This window comes from Neobacillus sp., from assembly GCF_031988165.1.
GTDB lineage: Bacteria > Bacillota > Bacilli > Bacillales > Cytobacillaceae > Neobacillus > Neobacillus rhizosphaerae.
Genome location: NZ_DALZYO010000003.1, coordinates 1 through 18,930 on the forward strand (window position 1 = coordinate 1; position 18,930 = coordinate 18,930).

The following is an 18,930-nucleotide window of genomic DNA, read 5'->3' on the forward strand; positions in this document are numbered from 1 at the left end:
CGGTTCTAACCCATTTTCATTCTCTGTGGTGAAGCGCTGATTTTTGCGCTTCATGGATGGCTAACGGGTGCTTTACTGAAAGATCCAGCTGCCAATTGGCGGCTTTTTCTTTTCTAGCTAACAGTGTTCTTATGCGAAAGACTTTATTTTTTTCATAAATAAGACAAAATCCCCATAAAATGTTAATGTTGAATAATTCAAATAATTTTGCAGGGGGATTTTATGAGCATAAGATTGAGAAAAATTAGTACGTTGCATTGGATATGTATTTTTATTGCTGTCATTAACTTAATGTTATCAGGTATAAATTTTTTTAGTAAAACAGATTTAACACCTTTGATACAAATAATATTATCTATTTTATTTATTCTTCAAGGATGGGAATTTAAAATCCATCAAAATCAATCTAATGAATTAGGTTATTTTTACTTTGGAGCGGGATGCTTAATTTTTGTATTAACAATGATTAAAATCCTTTTCAGATAGCATGTGATTTGTCTTACAAACGGCGTTCGTTAACTGAGTAACAGTACCTTTTCTTTCTTTAACTAAATGGCAGTTTAGTGTAAGAAGGAAAACCTTGATTTAAAACTAAAATATATAGATTGAAAATTATGTTATTATTTATATAAAAGAAAGTGAGAGTGAAAATATGAATATTAGAGTAGCAAGTGAATTAGATTACCCTGATTTAAGACTGATATACTTAGAATCTCGTCGTAAAAGTTTTCATTGGGCAGATATAGAAGAAATGACTTTAGAAGACTTTGATAAGCATACTGTAGGAGAGTATATAATTTTAGCAGAGGAAGATACTCATATCCTTGGATTTGCGTCTTTGTACTTGCCAGATAATTTTATACATAATTTATTTGTTCACCCTGATTTCTTGGGTAAAGGCGTTGGTGGTCAATTGGTTAATGCATCCATAGAAAAAATGAATAAACCATTAAGATTGAAATGTGTATCTGAAAATCAAAAAGCGATGAAGTTTTATGAGAATAATGGTTGGAAGAAAGTTGTTGAAGAAGGTAAACCAGAAGAAAAATATTGGGTTATGTAATATGAATAAAATAAATAATTGAGGCCTGTTTTATTTTTTTGATGTTAAGCTAACGGGGGCTTTAGTTCAAGAAGGATAGCTGCTGTTTGATCCTTTTTCTTATTCGACTAACGGGATAGTTTAACAACATACTGGATATTTATATAGTATGAGGGATGGGGGAGAAATGATATACAACGCAAGAACTCAAAGAGGAGTTTTAGGCTTTTTCTTGGCAATAACAGTAGCGTCAATTACAATGATAAAAATCTACAATAGATTATTATATTTTCAAATATTACTTGCTTTATTCATTCTGTTGTTAATCTTTATTCAATTTAAATTTGTGATAGATGACGGTTATTTGACATATCAAATGTTATTCTTTGCAATGCCCATCTACAAAAAAGTACTATTTCCCAATCAAATAATTCAGATGAAATTTAAGCGTATTGGTTGGACTACCAAGGGTGCTATTATACAAGTCAAAAGAGGATTGAACATTCGAGTTGTTAATTTTGCTCCCAACAATGTATTTATAGATTTAATTGATTTTGCTAATGAAAATGGTATTTCAATATCTAAAACAAAAGATTATCTAATTTTAGAAAAATAACCTTTTTCAACAAACGGGGTGCATTACGAACTAAGGTAATGCCCTTTTTCTTGTTCGACTAACGGTCAGGTTAGTGAAGTAGGAATAGGGTTAAATGATATTTACGGAAGAAAATATGACTTCATATAAAAAATATTCCGAAATTTTACCATAAATGGTGATACACTATAAAAAGAGGAGGGTAATGCAGAATGGAATTTAAATTTGGAAACGGTGCTATTGTTCTACCCCCGATACACATTACGATTATTGCAATAATTATTATTTACTTTTTAGTAAGATGGAGCAAGCAATTAGAAACACGACGTTTTACAGTTTTCTTTTACTTTCTATTTAGCACTTACATTGCTCCAATTTTTTCACGCAGTACAAAAGAAGGTGTCTTTCAACTATGGATTCCCTTGGGATTTATAGTAGTTTTCTTTTACTTGTTTCGCAGTAAAAGAAATCATCCATCTAAAATGAAAGCGAGTATTTTAGGACTTTCCATAGCATTATATCAGTTAATTCTTCAATATGTCGGGTAGTTTTTTGTATTTCACTAATGGGTAGCGTTACTTGAACATGGGATACTTTGCTAGCTTTTTATTTATTCAACTAAAGGGCGCAATTCTACAGTAAGAATTGTGTTCTTTTTTTTATTAAGGACCATTTTTGTTGAGAAACTTTTTACTTTGAATTGGAGGCTTATATTAATTTGACATGCTAAAAAAACAAATTATGGTAATTCTCCAAGATATAAATTATAATTAATTATATTTGAAGCTAAAATTTTGATAGGAGGAATTGGCTTGCAAGAAAAAACAAAAAAGGAAGTTTACGCTTGGATTAAATCAATCGCATGTGCATTAATAATAGCTTTTATTTGTCGCAACTTCTTATTTACACCGACAACTGTTTATGGAGAGTCAATGGAACCTACATTTCAAGAAAATGATAGAGTTTTGATAAGTAAAATATCTGACATTCAACGATTTGATATAGTTGTATTTAATGCACCTGATGAAGATCAACGGCATTATATTAAAAGGGTAATTGGTCTACCAGGAGACACCGTAGAAATGAAAGATGATGTGTTATATATTAACGGAACGCCGTATGAGGAACCTTATGTGAAAAGAAAAAGTGATATTACATTGAAGGTTACTAGTGATTTCACATTAAAAGAACTTTCTGGAAAGACAACTGTTCCAAATGGTTATCTCTTTGTTTTAGGAGATAATCGATTGAAAAGTAGGGATAGTAGAAGTTTTGGTTTTATTTCCGATGACTCAATTATAGGAAAAGTAAAACTCCGGTTTTTTCCATTGCAAGATGTAGGTATACCGAAATAAAAGAGTGTTCAACAGGAGAGGGGTTAATCAATTAAAGGGCGCTATCCTGCAAAAAAGGAAAAGCGCTCTTTTTTCATTTTAGGGCCATATTATTGAGGAAACCGAAAGAGTAAGAATACTAATTTAAATCACTATCAATTTTTTGGTCTTCCACAATCGGGCGCTTTCCTGAAAAAAGGAACAGTGCTTATTTTCATTGTAAGGCCAGATTGTTGAGTTAAAAGAAGGAATTTTAGTGGATAGAAATAGAAGTATTAATAAGGGATGTTTTGATCCATAGATTAAAATTGTAGGGAACATATTGTATATATTTTCTTATTAAAATAGGGTAGGAGGGATTATAAAATGGAAAAGATCAATGATCTTGTGGCAGAACGAAGAACTTATAGTGCAATTCAAGATACTCATTCTCATTGTTATGCACAGCTAATTTTGCCTCTCCAAGGGCAACTTTCAATTATTGCGGGAGCACAGGAACTTCGACTGGATCATGAAACCTTATTTTTTCTTCCACCCAAGTGTGTACATACTTTTCATTCATCAGAACGTAATGAGTTTTTGATTTTAGATATCCCTCATTCTATGCTTACCAAAAGTGCGTTACATAATAGGGGATATTCATGGAAATTAAATAATCAATGGAAAGGTATTCGATATCTTATCCTAAATGAAATCGACCATAAACCTATAAATCAATCTGCGCTTAAGGAACTATATCCATATATTTCATTTTATTTACTTCAAGATCAACAACCTAAATCAATCAGTTATATCCATGAACATTATAATGAGAAAATTACCGTACAAAAATTAGCAGCTCTTGAACATTATAATCGTTCATATTATTCCGATTGGTTTCTAAAAGAAACAGGAACATCCCCTTCAACATATATACAGGAAGTACGTTTGAATAAAGCAAAAGAATTGCTCCGTAGTACGGATTTACCTATTATACACATTGCAATCCAAGTCGGATTAGAACATCAATCCTCGTTAACACGTTTGTTCCAAAAATATGAGGGAATAACACCTAGCCAATTCCGAAAAAAAACCAGGATTTTAGAAAAATAACCTCGATAAATCTGTAAAACTTCCATTATTATCAAGTTAAACCATGCCAATGGATCCGATTGAAGGAATGATTTTTAGTGTCACTATGTGTTTGGGGGGGTTTAGGTTTTATCGTTTTTCGCGACTACAGAAGTCGTTCCGATAAACAAACAATTAATAACCCATAAAAAATGACATTTGGTTAAAAGGTTCTGATATTTAGTCAAAATTCTTTATACCCATGAATGTAAAATTAAATATGGATCTGCTTGGTTGAAGGTCCAATCCCCTTAATTACTGTGATTATTATTTTAGTCATGGTTATTTTTTTTGATAAACAATTTTAAGGAGCAAAATGATGAAAACAGTATTGGGCTTATTTTTTACACTCTTATGGTCATCTGCGGCGATAGCCACAAAGTTTGGATTAAACTCTACAACCCCTTTGGTATTGGCTACTACTCGCTTTCTGATTGCTGGAGGGTTGCTATTTCTGTATGTTTACCTGTTTCATAAAAAATATCCTTGGCCTAAGTCACAGGAATGGCGGTCACTAATTGTCTTAGGGTTATTAAATACAACAATTTATTTAGGTGCAACCTTTTTGGCATTGAAATATGTATCGGCAGGCTTATTTAATTTATTTGTTACGACTAATCCATTTGTGGTTGCTATCTTGTCTAATATATGGTTGAAACGAAAAGTTTCTTTAAAAGAATGGATCGGAATGATTGTTGGAGCTATGGGATTGGTAATTGCCACATGGCCCTCTTTTACAAGCAATGAGGTAAAATTATCTGGATTGGTTATTTTAGGAATAGGAATGGTATCAATGGCGATTGGGAGTGTTTATTTTAATAAAGTAGATTTAAATCTACCCAGTATTGTTATTAATACTTGGCAAGTGTCATTTGGTGGAGTTGTGTTAATCCCAATAACCTATATCCTCGAAAAAGATCATTACTTTTTAATAATGGATTTAAATCTTTTTGTATCACTACTCTGGTTAGTGTTCATGATTTCTATCGGTTCGATGTTGCTTTGGTTTTACCTTTTGAAACAGGATACGGTAAGGGCTAACAATTGGTTATTTATGACCCCAATTTTTGGATACGTATTAGCCGTAATTTTTTTAAATGAATCTATTACTATGTTTAATATTACAGCAACAGTATTTGTTGTAACTGGATTACTAATTTCAGGTAATATAGCGATCCGTCCTATAAAAAAATTTTCAAAAGAAAATCCAAAGAGTTAGTAATGGGAAATATCGAAACGGTATTATTATTTCCTTCCTCTTATATATTTTGAAAGTGCTCAAGTTCATAATTTTGAGTACAATTAATTTTGGTGATAGTGATTACATCAACTATTATGAAAATTAAGGTTGAACACAAAGTAGATGGAAAGGACTTAAAAGATGACGTTTTTAGGAAAAATAAAACCGCACTTAACTAGCAATGACCCTTTAATTCAAGAAACTGTACTTCTTGCACTACACGATTTTCCAAACGTACCAGAAGAATGGACGATAGAATTATTAATGGAAGCTTTTAAAAACAAAGAGAAGCAAACTTCCATTCTAATCTATGTAGATAATCAAACGATAAATGAAGAGGCAGTCAAGATTCTAATCGAAAATATCCCATTGATGGATAAATCCAAAATGCATTTAGCAGTGAAATTGTTAGACCATATTGATCCGGAACTTGCTCTAAAATATAGGGAGCCGCTGGAAAGATATATTAGGAAGGAAATGTGGTCGTTCTATGAGTTATTAATAAATGGGACGGAAGAAGTAATATACTCAGAATACGCAGCAATTTTAAATGCCCTTGAACGTGCTGACTCTTACCAGCATGACGAATACATAAAAGCGAAAAAACTGGCAGCATGCATTGTTCAAAATGGCTGGGTCACAGAAGATGAAATAGACTTGATTATTCAAGCGGAATTAAACGAACAATGGTTTTCTTTTGAGGGTATCTTAACAGTTTATATGATTGGACTACTAAAACTTAAAAAGCAAATCCCATTTCTCGCAAGCTTGTTAGTACGTGATGACGATATCTTGTTAGAAGAAGTCTCTAATGCGTTAATTCGTTTTCAAACGGATGAGGTGGTTAAGGCGGTAGCACCTTATTTACAGAGGGAGGATTCGATTATTTTTGCAAGCTCCATTGTTGAAAATATTAAAACAGACCTCGCTGTTCAGGTTTTAAGAGAGGCCTATCAATGTACAAAAGAGTTGAGTGACCAAGATTTACTTGTCGAAGCACTCTGTCATCAGCTATCTAAAGAGGCACTTCCCGAAATTAACGACCATATGAAAAAGGAGTATTTCTCAACTCTTGTTGATATTGAACTAACAGTTTATGGTTTTTATTCCATATTAGGCGAGGGTCACCCTGAGCTAGAGCATTGGAGACTAGCAGCAATGGAAAGGGAAATGGATTTTAGAAACGAAAGTAAGCAGGAGAATTTACTTCAAAACGTTCCTTTTCAAAAAGAAAATAAAGTAGGTCGAAATGATCCATGTCCATGTGGAAGCGGCAAAAAATATAAAAAGTGCTGCGGAAAATAAATGGATGGGAAAATCTACTGATCCGTTACCACATTTAGTAAAGGAAGTCGGAAATTCATTTTTTAAGCGCCGTTAGGCGTTTTTTCTATTTTTAGGTTAAATATTTTTGCATTCAACTACTCAATCTTTAACCCCTTTTTTAGAAAGATAAATAAGAAACCCCTTATTTTTATATCCGATTAATAGCTATTAATTTATATAAATCCATCATAGATAAACAGAACGCGATAAAAATTTAATTATTATTAACATTCTGAATAATAAGTTGACAAAAAAGTTACTCATGAGTTATTATTTTTATTGTATTCACTGTCTAAATAGAGTTATTTCGCATTAATTATTATTTCTCAAAACCCCTGAATTATTGGGATAAGTAAAAATGTTAGGCTTTTGCTGGTTTCCTTGATCTACCATCAAAAAATTAGAATACAAGGTTATCCTTCATTTTAACAAACCTCATGAAGCATAAGATTATTTAATCATTTGTCTACTACCTGATTTAGAAAAACGCATGACGTGTTCTCCAAAATAATATAGCACTGTTACAAAACATCCTCTAAAGTACCCGGACTTATATAACTGGTAGTCTATTATTTATATTCAAACATTTTTTCGGTAAAAGAATATCATCTCTAGCTGTTAGAAAATTTAAAAGGGGCGTTATCTCTTTTTAAATTTTTTTGTCCTGATAGGACTATTTCAGGTTGTGAATTTTAAATTTATCTAGAAGGAGCTTGATATTATGCCCGCATGGAAAGTGAATGGTGTTGTAAAAGGGATGGCAAAATCATGGAGAGATCAGTATCCGGTACTCAATGGGAAAGTTGAAAAGGTAAAGGCACCCTTCAACAGGGGGATTCAATGGGAAGGAGCTGAGATATATGCCTATAAAGACAGACCAAATAGTATTACGGAGGTTCTTGAAAAAAATATAAAAGATTTTCCAGATAAAGAAGCATATGTTTTTCATCCAACAGGAATTCGGATGACGTGGAAAGAAGTAGGTCTTAAAGTAAATAGTGTAGCTCATTCATTAAGATACAAATACGATTTTAAGAAAGGCGATCGTTTAGCCATCATTACCGGAGGAAGTCCAGAATATATTTTTAGTTTTTTCGGTGCAATAAAATTGGGTGGAATAGCTGTACCAATTAATTTAGGTCTGGCTTCTGAAGGTATTGCTACACAAGTAAATAAAGTAAGATCTAAAATCTTAGTGGTTTCACCTCACATGTGGGAAAAAGTAAAAGAAATCAGAGATAAATTACAACATGTAGAAGAAATTTTTGTTACTGGTAACCAAAAGGTATCGGAAAAATGTGTGCCATTTTCAGACCTATTAAAATATGAAAATCAAATAGAAAATGTTTCGGAAGAAGTAGATGAATGGGACTTGTGTGCAATTTCCTTTACTTCTGGTACAACCGGAAGCCCAAAGGGAACGATGACATTACACTCGAATGCTTTAGCTTGTGCTCAAACAATACAAGATATGATTTATGGGTTATCGTCTGTAGATGTAAATATCTGTATGCCTCCTTTGTACCATAATACAGCTGTTTATTGTGATATTATGCCAGCGCTATTGGTTGGGGCAAAATGCGTTATAATGGAAGCGTTTTCTCCGTTGGATGCGATTAAATTAATCGAAAAAGAAAAAGCTACATTTGCAGTAGCAGCACCAATCATGCTCACATTTATCATGAATCATCCTGAATTTAAAAAACATGATTGTTCTTCATTAACGAAACTAGTATTTGGAGGACATGCATCTTCTGAAAGTTTTATCAATCAGCTTATGAAAGAATTTTCACTTATTGCGGCAGTAAATGCTGGCTCCGTTTCAGAAAGTACTGCAACAGGCTTCGGATTGCCAACGGAAGATGCAATTAGAAAGATTACTTCCTGTGGATTAGCTACTGCTTGTACTGAAATTACTGTTTTTGATGAAGAAGGGAATGAACTTACCGAACGTGATCAAATTGGCGAAGTAGCTTATAAAGGACAGCAAACGAATGCCGGATATTGGGAAGATAAAGAAAAGACCAACGAAACTTTTCGTAAGGATGGATATGTGCTTTCCGGCGATTGGGCAAAAATTGATGAAGAAGGCTACCTTTGGCTGCTTGATCGTAAGAAAGACATGATTGTAAGAGGCGGACAGAACGTTTATTGCATCGGAGTGGAAAATCAATTATATCTAAATGATAAAGTTTTAAGAGCGGCAGTAGTCGGTGTACCCGATCAACTTTTTGCTGAGAGAGTCAAAGCAGTAATTGTGCTTAAACCTGGTGAAACTAGTACTCCACAAGAAATAAGGGACTATTGCAGTAGACTTGTGACCTATTATGAAGTACCAGAATATGTCGTTTTTGCTAAGGAACTACCAGCAAATCCTGCTGGAAAAGTTTTAAAACAGAGTCTGGTTGATTTTTGGGGAGAACTTGACGACGAAGAAAATGTAGTTAAAAATTTCCATCAGTTTATGGAAAGCATACCATCAAAATTGTTGGATCGTGAGCTAATAAAAATAGAGGGAACTTCTTTGACACCAAATCAGGCGTTTGAACACTTAAAAAATAATACTGATTTTAGTAAGAAAATGGCAGAGTTATTTAAAAAAGATGGCATTGTAGGATTGCTTAAACCAGACGAAGCTAGATTTAAGAAAAGTCCAATAGCAGTGGACAATAAGCGATAATTTCATCAGCTTGTCAACAAGCATAAATAAGGAAATTTTTCTTCTTTAAAATTAGCAGAATAGCAAAATAATTTTCAACTTGGGAACATTCTTATTGATTCAGGAGGAATTATCAAATGCCATTAATAGAAGATTTATTAGATAAAGAAGTTGTTAATAATCCATATCCATATCTTCATCAATTACGTAAAGAAGATTCAATATATTGGAATGAAAGATGGAATGGTTGGATTTTCACTCGATATCATGATGTTAACAAATTACTAATGGATCCCCGTTTTACCGCTGAACGGATTAAACCATCAAAAAATATGCCAGAACAGATGGTGCTGGATATGGCTTCTACGTATGAGGTTCTTTCAAAATGGATGGTGTTTAGTGATCCACCAAATCACACTCGGATTCGGATGTTGGTAAATAAAGCATTTACACCGAAAGCTGTCGAAGAAATGCGGCCATTTATGAACGAAATTACTGATTATTTGCTACAACAGGTAGAAAGTACAAGAAAAATGGATGTCATCCGTGATTATGCCTTTCTATTACCCATTTTGGTCATCTCAAAAATGCTTGGGTTACCTGATGAAGACAGAGATTTATTAAAGCAATGGTCTGACGATTTGTTGTTGCTTGTTTTTGGAGCGGTAAAAGAAACAAATAGACACGAACGGGCAAAAAATGGAATGCAGCAAATGGTTTATTATTTAGAAAATGTGGTTCAGGCTCGCCAAAAAAATCCACAAAATGATTTAATTACGTCTCTTGTAAATGCTAAAGAAAGTGGGGATGCCCTATCTATGGGCGAGGTGATCTCCACATGCACTTTGCTAATATTTGGCGGACACGAAACAACAACCAACTTAATTGCAAACGGCATATATTCACTTCTAAAAAATCCTGCCCAGCTAGAAAAATTAAGAGCAAACCCATCACTAATTCATTCAGCGATTGAAGAATTAATTCGTTATGAAGGCCCCAGTAAAGCAATTATGAGAATAGCCAAGGAAGATGTTGAAATGGCTGACAAAGAAATTAAAAAGGGCCAACGTGTTCTATTAATGCAAAACATAGCAAATCGTGATCCCGAAGTATTTGAAAATCCGGATAAATTAGATATAACAAGACAGTCCAATCAACACCTCGGATTTGGCAAGGGAATTCACTATTGTTTAGGAGCTCCTTTAGCCAGACTCGAATCAACGATAGCGATAAATCAAGTTTTAAAGCATCTTAAAAATATTCGATTAGAAAGGACAGACTTGGAGTGGCAACCAAACATTATTAGCCGAGCATTAAAGCAGTTACCGATAATTTTCGACTAATCTTCCGAGAGGATGTATTGAGCATGGGCAATAGAATTAGGATATATGTGGATAAAAATAAGTGCATTGGGTCGACAACGTGTATTTATTATGCGGCACAGACATTTACATTAGATTCAGAGGGAAAATCAACAGTCGTGAATGTAGATGGAAATGATAGTAATAGAATTCAAGAAGCAGCTGATAGTTGTCCGATAAACGCAATCACAATTGTAAAGGATGAACAATAATTTTTTGAAGGAGAAAACCTTAGTATGAATGATGTTGTAATTTGTGGTATCGGAATGACGCAATTTGGGAAGTTTCTTAATAAAGGTCTTAAACAGCTCGGTAGTGAAGCGATCATAAAGGCTCTTGATGATGCTGGAGTCCCAATGGAAGCAATCCAAGCAGCATATGTTGGGAATGCAGTAGCTGGAGTGGTAACTGGTCAGGAATCGATTAGAGGTCAAGTCATCCTCCGTTCTGTTGGTATGGGGGGTATACCTATTTTTAATATTGAGAATGCTTGTGCAAGTTCCTCCTCTGCACTCCATTTAGCTTCAGTTGCTATACAAGCAGGCATGTATGATTGTGTATTAGTTCTCGGTGTTGAAAAAATGACACATGAAGATCCAACAGTCACGTTTAAGGCCTTTGAAGGTGGAGTAGATGTTGAAGAGATGAAGGATATAATAGAAGCTTCGAGCGGATCTCATAGTATTTTTATGGATGTCTATGCCAGGAAAGCTAGAGAATATATGAATCGATCGGGTGTCACTAAAAAACACTTAGCGATGGTGGCTTCTAAAAACCATACAAATGGGAGTAAAAACCCTTTTGCTCAAAGATCCAAGCCAATTACGATTGAGGAAGTACTTCTTGACCGGGTAATCGCTGAACCCTTTACCAGATATATGTGTTCTCCAATCAGTGATGGTGCAGCTGCAGTTGTTCTATGTTCTGCAAACTATGCAAAAAAATTAACAAATAAACCGATTTATGTCGCTGCATCTGTTATCCTTTCAGGAAAAGAACATTCCATAGGGGAACCAAATGTAATAGAAGAAACCAGTAGAGCTGCTTATCAATCCGCAAGTGCTGGGCCAGAAGAGATTGATGTTTTTGAGGTTCATGATGCAGCTGCATCAGCGGAATTGATGGCTTACGAAGAGCTGGGTCTATGTAAATTTGGTGAGGCTGGAAAATTAATAGAAGAAAAGATTACCTATATTAATGGTCTAAAACCTGTTAATCCGAGTGGAGGGCTCGAAGCAAAAGGTCATCCAGTTGGTGCGACTGGACTTGGTCAGATTTGTGAGTTGGTAACTCAAATTCGAGGTACAGCTGGTTTTACTCAAGTTCAAAACGTAAAGATGGCATTAGCTCAAAATGCAGGTGGTATGTTTGGACTGGAAAATGCTGTTGCAGCTGTCACTATTCTAAAAAAATAAAGCAATAATTTATTTATAACAGCGGGCAACGTGTCAAGCCCTTTATAAAAATGAGTACTTAGTAAAAATTTTCATTTATTGGGTACTCTTTTTGTTAAAAAAGTTGGATAAAATGTAACGAAACTAAGAGGAATCATCCTCCATTAACCGATTACAAAGAATATAAAAAAATATCATGGAAGTAGCTTGTAATATAACTAGTTTAGGAGCAATTTTTTATAAAAGAAGGATTTTCTTGTAAAATGGTGAAAATATATACTTGACTCTTGCAAAAATATTGTCATTTAAAAATATTTTGTTTTTTGTTAATAATGGAGGAAAAGTGTTGTGGATTTCATAAATAATTTTACAAAAGAAACTAAACCTGAAGATGTTAGCGAACGAATACATCAAAATAGGGTGAATCAGAAAAGAGAAATAATAAAAACAGCATTTAATATATTTGCTAAAAAAGGCTACTATAAAACAACATTAGAAGATATTGCTTCAGAAATGGGGATAACTAGAGCTGCTTTGTATCGATATTTTTCATCTAAAAATGAATTATTATTTAATTGTTACAAGGTGGTATTTGATTATTGGCTAGAAAAACTCGAGCAACCAAAATCTATTCAAGACCCACAGACACGTCTCACAAAAATGCTAGAAGCACATATTCTATTATTTCTTGAGGATTTTCCGTTTTCTATACCAACATTAAGTTCAGATGAATCTTCTCCGCCCGAATATAAAGACCAAATTATCAACTTTAAAAAAGCGATTGTAGAACCTTATTTACTATGTTTACGGGAATGGCGTATAAAAAATCCTGACCAACTTAAATCTATCGACGATAAAATCATTATCAATACTCTTTTCAGTACGGCAAATTCGGTTCCATTATGGTGGGACAGCAAAAGCGATCCTAAGTTGGTTGTAAAACAAGTTGTCTCTATATTAATGGATGGAATCCAGAAAAACCATTAAGCAGAAATTCTTAATTTTTACATTATAAAGATGAAAAAGAAAATGATGGGGCAGCCGATAGATTAAATTTGTTATTTCAACTTTGAGCCATTCCTTTTTACGGCTAGAATCCATACATTAGAGAGCCATATTTACCAGAAATAATTAACTCAAATAAATAAAGACGGTTCTCTTGCTGCTTTATAAAAGATGCAAAGAGAACCGTTCCCATGCTTTATTGAGCCATGTCCACAAGTTTCTGGGCAAAGTTTTTAACGAGCTGTTTGCTTTGAGTTTGGCTGTAGCCGTTAAGTAATAGTGAGAAGGCTAATAGGTCGCCGTCTTTTGTTTTGATATATCCTGAAAGTCCGGGGATATCTTCGCGATTTTCCAAAATCCCCGTTAGCAGCGGACTGGAGATGTTGCCTAATCCGGTTTTTAAGCTGCCGTCATCACCTGCGTTCGCAAGAGAGTCATAGAACACTGGGAAAATTGGTTTTTGTGTTTCAGCTGCTAATAAGCTGGCAACTTGTGCTGCCGAAATTTGCGTGTATTTTGTCCATCCTGATCCATCCATCATGTCAAATGGAGAGGAAATCACTCTATTCATCATGGTATGAACCGTCTCGATTCCATCATCAAAGGTTCCACTGCTATTAATCAGTGCACCCAGTGAACGAATGATCATTTCTGCGGTGAAATTGTCGTTATGGTGATTCATATAGCTGACGATTTCAGATAGAGTAGTAGACTCATAGGTGTTCACTAGTTTGGCATCGGCTGGTTTGGACGCGCTCACCACTTGACTATGGGGACTTACATTAACCCCTGTTTCTTTTAATTTGTTTTTCAAAACATAACCCATATACAGATGAGGGGCTTCGATGGAAACATCTTTAAATCCTTTTTCCGTTCCGGCAGGCAGCGTTCCTGAAATTTCAATGGTATTTTCCCCGCGTATTCTTTTGATTGCCAACGTATTTTTGCTATTTGCATCTCCGGTGACGGCTGTATTGACAATTTTAATTTCATTCACACTTGGCTCCATCGTTACGTTGATGTTCTTGCCAATCTTTCCTGGTTCATATTGGAGCCGGACCGTACCATGATTGACGGAAAGTGCTGTAATTTGCGGCTGGGCTGGTTCACTTTCATTGTCCCATGTCCATCCAGGTGCATATACATCCTCCGAGAAAAATTGACTATCCACGATAATGTTTCCTTTCATGAGATGAATGCCGGCATTCTTGAGGTCTTGTGCGATTCCTTCAATCGTTGGACCGCCTAACACTTGCCGGGTACTGTCAGTTGCTAATGTTGGATCCCCATAGCCTTTGACAATGATATCCCCATTTAATATTCCATTTGTGATAGTGCCAGTAGTATAAAGTTCTGTTTTGAACCGGTAGTTTTGTCCAAGGTTATCAAGGGCACTTGCGGTTGTTAATAATTTTACACTTGCTCCAGGCGTCAGAAGCGATTGCGGACTCCGGGCGTATAGCACTTCCTGTTTCTTAGTGGAATAGATCACTGCTCCTTTAATAATTCCTTTAAAGGCAGGATCATCCAGTAGGGGATCAAAGTCTTTAGCCATAGGATAGCTTTGTGATTCAGGTGTGCTGGCCGGCGGATTAGGTAACTCAGGATATTGCGCCAATGCAATGGCAATTTGGTTCTGTAAATTTGTCGCGAAGGAACTTTTATAAATCCCATTGAGTAAAATCGAAAACGCAAAGGTTTGGCCGTTTTTCGCCGTAACATAACCGGCAAGGGAGTTAACTCCGCTCATACTGCCTGTCTTGGCCTTTACATTTCCTTCAGCAGCAGTGCCTTTCATTCGGTTTTTCAACGTACCATCTTTACCAGCAATCGGCAGAAATGAAATAAATCTTTCTCGTTCCGTTCCGTCATACATGCTTTTCAGTAATTGAATATAGTCATGAGGGGAGATGTGATCCAATCGGGTAAGGCCAGAGCTGTCTTTTTGAATAAAATCATCCTCTAACCCCAAAGTGTTTACCAGAAAACGATGAATCACTTCGATTCCTGCAGCTGTAGACCCGACGCCGGCCTCTTTGGCACCCAGCAGCTTGGTGAGCATTTCTGCGTAAAAATTATCGCTTTCTTTCACCATTTCCCTTAATATATCATCTAATTTTGGTGATTCGACGGCTGCAGTTAAACGAGCATCATCATTAACTAAGCCTTTTACAATAGCAGATTTATTTTTAAAAGTAATGCCTTGTTTTACGAGTAAATCACGAAATACGGTGCCTGTAAAAGGCGCCGGGTCATGGATCGTGCGTGTAACGGTATACCCATTAGCAGAATAATCTTTCCCGATTGTTCCGCTTACGGAGATTTCATTTTTTCCAATTGTTCGGTCAATTGTTAACGATACTTTGCTTCCTTCAACCGTTTTTGCCTTGTTGACAACTGTCACATAGTCAGGTGCCGGGTCAATGGTGACTGTTGGACTTTCGCCAATTTCCTTTCCTGGATGAACGGTTACATTCACCGTATTTTCTCTTACGGATAAGGCGCTCGTTTGCGTGCTATAGCTGTAAGACTCATCATCCCACATCCAGTCTTCGCCTAAACGCTGATCATCAAAATAGCTTTCGTCCACGATAATATTGCCATTCACTTTATGTATCCCCTGAGTTGCCAAATTTTTTGCCAATGTGTCTAATTTTTCAACTGTCAGCATCGGATCGCCATAGCCCTTAAGAATGATATCGCCATTAAGTACACCGGCATTACTCATATTTCCAGTTGTAAAGACTTTTGTCGGGATTGTCATATCTTTTGGCCATTTGCTCACGCCTGCCGCAGTTACGAGGAGCTTAAAGACAGAGGCAGGAACAAACGTTTTATCAGAATGATAAGAGGCGAGCGTCTTATTGTCGTCAAGCGAATAGACTTCATATCCCACAGACATTCCTTCACTATTTGGATTGCCGCTCAGTTGCTGAACATAGGCCTGTAAAAGCTTTCTCAGTTCCTCCTCCTGGGTGGTTTGTGCCTGTACAGGCGGAACTAAAGAAATCATGAGCATGAATGTCAACAGTACCGCACTCCACTTAGCTTTCCATCGGTTCATACAATCTCTCCTTTCCTTTCATTTAAAATAGTATTACTAAAGATTAAATATTTCGACAACTATTGGTATATTCCTACTAAAATTACCATATTAGTAGATAAGCATGAGAAGCTCGTAGTCTTTATATTTATTAAAAGGATAAATAAGGAAATCAGTTAGGAAAAAAGAAGTGTTCAATGTGGTTTGCTTGAGGATGGAAAGTAACTTCCGCTACCAATGTTTATACAACCATATATGCTGGAAATGCCTTAGTGGATATATAAGGTGAACACAACTACATCAGTTTTAATTATTTTATCTAAAGCCGTATTGTAGAACTTATTCAGCTAAAGGAGAGTTTGGTAAAAAAAGGAATTTTCAATCACCTCACGAATACTAACTATTATTCCATTTTTACTAAAAGGTGATGAGTATGAATAATTCTTCAATAAAAAATATTTTGGAAGCATTAAAAACAAGATTGGACGAAAATAATTTATACTTTATAGAGCTGTCATTATGGCAGCTTTTCTTTTTGATCTATAGAAGAGCATTCCTGTAATGAGTGAAAATGAGGTTTGAACAAAAAAATAACCTCTTGGTAGAATAAGATATCCAGAGTTCAAACATTTGTCAAAGTTCGATAATTATTTATTGCTAGGAAAGTCTGAAAGTGCTAGACATCTTTCTGTAAGTATATTAATATAGTTAAAATAGTCTAAATTTTATGTATATTTCCACAAATAAAGTCCTTCCGTTCTTTGGCAATCATTTAACAATACTTTTGAAAAGGGTGAGGCTTATGACATTACTAAAAGTGGAAGATTTGACGATTAAATTCAAGTCGCGCCAGGGTGTTGTCAAACCAGTGGACAGTTTAAGCTTTGAATTAGCACAAGGTAGTTCACTAGGAATCGTTGGTGAAAGTGGTAGTGGCAAGAGTGTTACCTCTCTCGCTATAATGGGACTTTTGCAAAATGCTAACTCTGAAATCACTGGGAAAATTGATTTTGATGGCGTAGATTTGTTAAAACTTTCACCTGAGGAAATGCGGAAAATTAGAGGAAAGTCTGTGTCAATGATATTTCAAGAGCCGATGACATCACTTAATCCTCTGCATACTTGTGGCAAGCAGATCATGGAGCCAATCCTGATTCACCAAAAAGATGTAAGCAAGCAAGATGCAAAAAATTATGCAATTGAGATGCTGAGAATGGTAGGAATTCCTTCCCCGGAGCAGAGATTTCATGAATATCCGCATCAAATGTCAGGCGGAATGCGTCAAAGAATCATGATTGCCATTGCGTTAGCTTGTAATACAAAACTATTAATTGCAGATGAGCCTACCACTGCATTAGATGTTACTATTCAAGCGCAAATTCTAGATTTAATGAACAGCCTAAAGAAAAAGAGAGATATGAGTATTATCATGATCACCCATGATTTAGGTGTTGTGAAAGAAATGTGTGAGAAAGTGGTAGTCATGTACACTGGTCAAATAGTTGAAAAAAGTCCAACTGATTTAGTGTTTGCTGACCCTCTTCATCCGTATACAAAGGGATTGCTAAATGCAATACCGAAAATCTCTAATAAAGTAGAAAGACTTGAGGCGATCGAAGGTACAGTCCCTAATGCGTTGAAAATGCCAGACGGCTGCAGCTTTCATCCGCGTTGCAAATATGCAACAGAGCGATGCAAACAGGAAGCGCCTCCTTTATTTAAACGAGAAGATGGTCGTGAAGTAAGATGCTTTATTTATGACGAAGCAGAAAAGGTTGAGGATTTATATGCCACAAAATGATACTAAAGCAATAGCAACGGCATCAAACAATAATGCCTCTGAAAACATTTTAGAGGTTTCACACTTAAAGAAGACCTTTCACATTAAAAGCTCTGATGGAAAAAAAGGCCTGCTTAGAGCAGTAGATGATGTCTCTTTTACGATTAAAAAGGGTGAAACATTTAGTCTTGTTGGTGAAAGTGGATGTGGTAAAAGTACGCTAGGTAGGACACTGCTTAATCTTTATCCGTCAGATTCTGGATCTAAAATTATTTTTAATGGTGAGGATATAACCAATATTCCTAAATCAAAGCAGAAGGACTTCACTAAGAAGGCACAATTGATTTTTCAAGATCCATCTGCTTGCTTAAATCCACGAAGAACCATTAAGCAAATTTTATTAGAACCATTTAAAATCCATAAAATAAAAAATGCTGAAACGAAAATTACTGAACTGATGGATATGGTCGGTTTAGGAAGTCGCTTTTTGGATAGATTTCCTCATGAAATGTCAGGTGGGCAGAAACAAAGGGTGGGCATTGCTAGGGCATTAGCACTAGGGCCAGAACTTATTGTGTGTGACGAACCTGTCTCAGCTTTGGATGTGTCGATACAAGCACAAGTAATTAACTTACTAGAGGACCTCCAGAAACAATTGAACCTTACTTATCTATTTATCTCACATGATCTAAGCGTAGTTCACCATATTAGTGATCGAGTCGCAGTTATGTATTTAGGCAAAATTATTGAGCTGACAACTCGTGATGATTTATACAAAAAAACGCAACATCCATATACAAAGGCACTTCTCTCATCTATTCCAGATGCAGGTGGAGATGCTCGAGAAAAGATTATTCTAACAGGCGATGTTCCAAGTCCATCTAATCCACCATCTGGCTGTCGGTTTCACACAAGATGCCCTGCAGTAATGGATATTTGCAAAACAAAGGAGCCAGATTTTATTCAAACAGGTAGTAACCACTTTGTTGCATGTCATTTATGTAAAAAGTGATTCTATAAATTTTTTAAAGAAGGGGTCTT

16 protein-coding genes are annotated in these 18,930 nt (G+C 35.4%); 15 read left to right on the forward strand and 1 reads right to left on the reverse strand.

Annotated features, from left to right (window positions below; translation table 11 throughout):
* Positions 1-222: 222 nt before the first annotated feature.
* The 13 genes from RTR43_RS02325 to RTR43_RS02385 all read left to right on the forward strand — a co-directional run bounded on the left by RTR43_RS02325 (position 223) and on the right by RTR43_RS02385 (position 13,048).
* Positions 223-486 (forward strand): hypothetical protein, encoded by a 264-nt coding sequence (locus RTR43_RS02325; protein ID WP_312469368.1) that lies wholly within the window; start codon positions 223-225, stop codon positions 484-486.
* A gap of 166 nt (positions 487-652) precedes the next feature.
* Positions 653-1,063: a GNAT family N-acetyltransferase gene (locus RTR43_RS02330; RefSeq protein WP_312469369.1), complete on the forward strand. Its 411-nt coding sequence runs from the start codon at positions 653-655 to the stop codon at positions 1,061-1,063.
* A 166-nt stretch (positions 1,064-1,229) separates the two neighbouring features.
* Positions 1,230-1,658, forward strand: coding sequence for a hypothetical protein (locus RTR43_RS02335; protein ID WP_312469370.1), 429 nt, complete (start codon positions 1,230-1,232; stop codon positions 1,656-1,658).
* Between the two features lie 191 nt (positions 1,659-1,849).
* Complete coding sequence (locus tag RTR43_RS02340) at positions 1,850-2,185, forward strand: hypothetical protein (RefSeq protein ID WP_312469372.1); 336 nt, start codon at positions 1,850-1,852, stop codon at positions 2,183-2,185.
* A 264-nt stretch (positions 2,186-2,449) separates the two neighbouring features.
* Positions 2,450-2,992: a signal peptidase I gene (lepB, locus tag RTR43_RS02345; RefSeq protein ID WP_312469373.1), complete on the forward strand. Its 543-nt coding sequence runs from the start codon at positions 2,450-2,452 to the stop codon at positions 2,990-2,992.
* Positions 2,993-3,337: 345 nt separating this feature from the next.
* Positions 3,338-4,063: a helix-turn-helix transcriptional regulator gene (locus RTR43_RS02350; RefSeq protein WP_312469374.1), complete on the forward strand. Its 726-nt coding sequence runs from the start codon at positions 3,338-3,340 to the stop codon at positions 4,061-4,063.
* Positions 4,064-4,397: 334 nt separating this feature from the next.
* Positions 4,398-5,300, forward strand: a complete 903-nt coding sequence (locus RTR43_RS02355; RefSeq protein WP_312469375.1) for a DMT family transporter — start codon at positions 4,398-4,400, stop codon at positions 5,298-5,300.
* A gap of 162 nt (positions 5,301-5,462) precedes the next feature.
* Positions 5,463-6,626, forward strand: a complete 1,164-nt coding sequence (locus RTR43_RS02360) for a YecA family protein (protein WP_312469377.1) — start codon at positions 5,463-5,465, stop codon at positions 6,624-6,626.
* Between the two features lie 742 nt (positions 6,627-7,368).
* Positions 7,369-9,327, forward strand: coding sequence for a class I adenylate-forming enzyme family protein (locus RTR43_RS02365; protein ID WP_312469378.1), 1,959 nt, complete (start codon positions 7,369-7,371; stop codon positions 9,325-9,327).
* Between the two features lie 116 nt (positions 9,328-9,443).
* A complete protein-coding gene (locus RTR43_RS02370; RefSeq protein ID WP_312469380.1) occupies positions 9,444-10,649 on the forward strand; it encodes a cytochrome P450 in 1,206 nt (401 codons plus the stop codon).
* A gap of 23 nt (positions 10,650-10,672) precedes the next feature.
* The gene (locus RTR43_RS02375) at positions 10,673-10,879 is read left to right on the forward strand and encodes a ferredoxin (RefSeq protein WP_312469382.1); all 207 of its coding nucleotides are present in this window, start codon (positions 10,673-10,675) and stop codon (positions 10,877-10,879) included.
* Between the two features lie 24 nt (positions 10,880-10,903).
* Positions 10,904-12,082 (forward strand): thiolase family protein, encoded by a 1,179-nt coding sequence (locus RTR43_RS02380; protein WP_312469384.1) that lies wholly within the window; start codon positions 10,904-10,906, stop codon positions 12,080-12,082.
* Positions 12,083-12,409: 327 nt separating this feature from the next.
* Positions 12,410-13,048: a TetR/AcrR family transcriptional regulator gene (locus tag RTR43_RS02385; RefSeq protein WP_312469386.1), complete on the forward strand. Its 639-nt coding sequence runs from the start codon at positions 12,410-12,412 to the stop codon at positions 13,046-13,048.
* Positions 13,049-13,262: 214 nt separating this feature from the next.
* On the opposite strand, the gene dacB is transcribed toward RTR43_RS02385, so the two are convergent.
* Positions 13,263-16,130, reverse strand: coding sequence for a D-alanyl-D-alanine carboxypeptidase/D-alanyl-D-alanine endopeptidase (gene dacB / locus RTR43_RS02390; RefSeq protein ID WP_312469388.1), 2,868 nt, complete (start codon positions 16,128-16,130; stop codon positions 13,263-13,265).
* 781 nt (positions 16,131-16,911) lie between these two features.
* On the opposite strand from dacB, the gene RTR43_RS02395 reads away from it, so the two are divergent.
* Both RTR43_RS02395 and RTR43_RS02400 read left to right on the forward strand, forming a co-directional pair.
* The gene (locus tag RTR43_RS02395) at positions 16,912-17,910 is read left to right on the forward strand and encodes an ABC transporter ATP-binding protein (RefSeq protein ID WP_312469390.1); all 999 of its coding nucleotides are present in this window, start codon (positions 16,912-16,914) and stop codon (positions 17,908-17,910) included.
* A complete protein-coding gene (locus RTR43_RS02400; protein ID WP_312469392.1) occupies positions 17,897-18,901 on the forward strand; it encodes an ABC transporter ATP-binding protein in 1,005 nt (334 codons plus the stop codon). Before RTR43_RS02395 ends, RTR43_RS02400 begins: the two co-directional genes overlap by 14 nt.
* The last annotated feature ends 29 nt before the right edge of the window (positions 18,902-18,930 follow it).

Excerpts from the sequence above, each read along its gene's own strand:
- RTR43_RS02325 (WP_312469368.1), top strand. The coding sequence starts at position 223 with ATGAGCATAAGATTGAGAAAAATTAGTACGTTGCATTGGATATGTATT.
- RTR43_RS02330 (WP_312469369.1), top strand. The coding sequence starts at position 653 with ATGAATATTAGAGTAGCAAGTGAATTAGATTACCCTGATTTAAGACTG.
- RTR43_RS02335 (WP_312469370.1), top strand. The coding sequence starts at position 1,230 with ATGATATACAACGCAAGAACTCAAAGAGGAGTTTTAGGCTTTTTCTTG.
- RTR43_RS02340 (WP_312469372.1), top strand. The coding sequence starts at position 1,850 with ATGGAATTTAAATTTGGAAACGGTGCTATTGTTCTACCCCCGATACAC.
- RTR43_RS02350 (WP_312469374.1), top strand. The coding sequence starts at position 3,338 with ATGGAAAAGATCAATGATCTTGTGGCAGAACGAAGAACTTATAGTGCA.
- RTR43_RS02355 (WP_312469375.1), top strand. The coding sequence starts at position 4,398 with ATGATGAAAACAGTATTGGGCTTATTTTTTACACTCTTATGGTCATCT.
- RTR43_RS02360 (WP_312469377.1), top strand. The coding sequence starts at position 5,463 with ATGACGTTTTTAGGAAAAATAAAACCGCACTTAACTAGCAATGACCCT.
- RTR43_RS02365 (WP_312469378.1), top strand. The coding sequence starts at position 7,369 with ATGCCCGCATGGAAAGTGAATGGTGTTGTAAAAGGGATGGCAAAATCA.
- RTR43_RS02370 (WP_312469380.1), top strand. The coding sequence starts at position 9,444 with ATGCCATTAATAGAAGATTTATTAGATAAAGAAGTTGTTAATAATCCA.
- RTR43_RS02375 (WP_312469382.1), top strand. The coding sequence starts at position 10,673 with ATGGGCAATAGAATTAGGATATATGTGGATAAAAATAAGTGCATTGGG.
- RTR43_RS02380 (WP_312469384.1), top strand. The coding sequence starts at position 10,904 with ATGAATGATGTTGTAATTTGTGGTATCGGAATGACGCAATTTGGGAAG.
- dacB (WP_312469388.1), bottom strand. The coding sequence starts at position 16,130 with ATGAACCGATGGAAAGCTAAGTGGAGTGCGGTACTGTTGACATTCATG.
- RTR43_RS02395 (WP_312469390.1), top strand. The coding sequence starts at position 16,912 with ATGACATTACTAAAAGTGGAAGATTTGACGATTAAATTCAAGTCGCGC.
- RTR43_RS02400 (WP_312469392.1), top strand. The coding sequence starts at position 17,897 with ATGCCACAAAATGATACTAAAGCAATAGCAACGGCATCAAACAATAAT.